This window comes from Flavobacterium pedocola, from assembly GCF_053764385.1.
The window spans coordinates 1-991 of the sequence record NZ_JBSNCR010000023.1 but is presented as its reverse complement, the minus strand read 5'-3'; the positions used below and the strand labels follow the sequence as shown (position 1 = coordinate 991).

The window sequence follows — 991 nt, the reverse complement described above, 5'->3', positions numbered from 1 at the left end:
GGTCGGAGTAAATACATAGGTTAAAGCTCCGTTATAATTTGAAATGGTACTGATCCCATCTGATGAACAGGTTGAAGCAGTTGTCGTAATCGTTGGTATTGTCGGAACTACATTAATTGTTAGCGTTCCTGTAGCCGTAGCTGCCGGGGCACATCCTCCCGTAGTGGTCACCGAATAATTGAAGGTACCAGATGCGGTTGGTGTTCCAGTGATGGTGAACACCCCTGCTGCATAACTTGCGGTTACTCCTGCCGGTAAACCAGTAACTGTAGCACCCGTAGCATTCACTACACTATATGTGATATTAACAATCGCAACATTCTGACATACCGTTTGGTTAGTTGTTGCCGCCGCCGATGTCAAAGTAATAGCCGGTATCGGAGTAATGGTAAAATTAAAAGTACTGCTTCCCGCCACACCACAAGCCGTAGCCGGATACGTGTAGGTTACTGTATAAGATCCGGTGGTACTCGCTGCCAGATTGATTTCTCCTGTAGTTGTACTGACAAAAACCAATCCCGCTGTAGAAGAATAAGTGCCTCCAGCAGTGAATCCGGGAACTCCAGTTGGCGTTGGATTTGCAGCACTTTGACACACCGGTGTTGGATAGCTGAATCCGGTTACCGGAACTATAGCAGAAGTTACCGTGATGATGCCCGTAGCTGTAGCCGGTGGACATCCGCCCGTAGTAGTTACCGTATAGTTGAACGTACCTGCCGCCGTTGGCGTTCCGCTGATGGTAGCTGTGTTAGCTGCCCAAGAACCGGTTACACCCGCTGGTAGTCCTGCAAATGTTGCGCCTGTTGCGCCTGTAGTAGCTAAATTGATTGTTGTAATTGCAGTATTGATACAAACCGTCTGGCTCGTTCCCGCTGCAATGGTATTTTGTGGATTTACCGTGATGGTGCCCGTAGCCGTTGCCGGTGGACAACCTCCGGTAGTAGTTACCGTATAGTTGAACGTTCCAGCCGCCGTTGGCGTTCCGCTTATC

General features: G+C 49.1%; 1 pseudogene. It reads right to left on the bottom strand.

What is annotated here, in order from left to right:
* Positions 1–991, bottom strand: a pseudogene (locus ACWPKD_RS15210) (hypothetical protein); the annotation flags it as partial.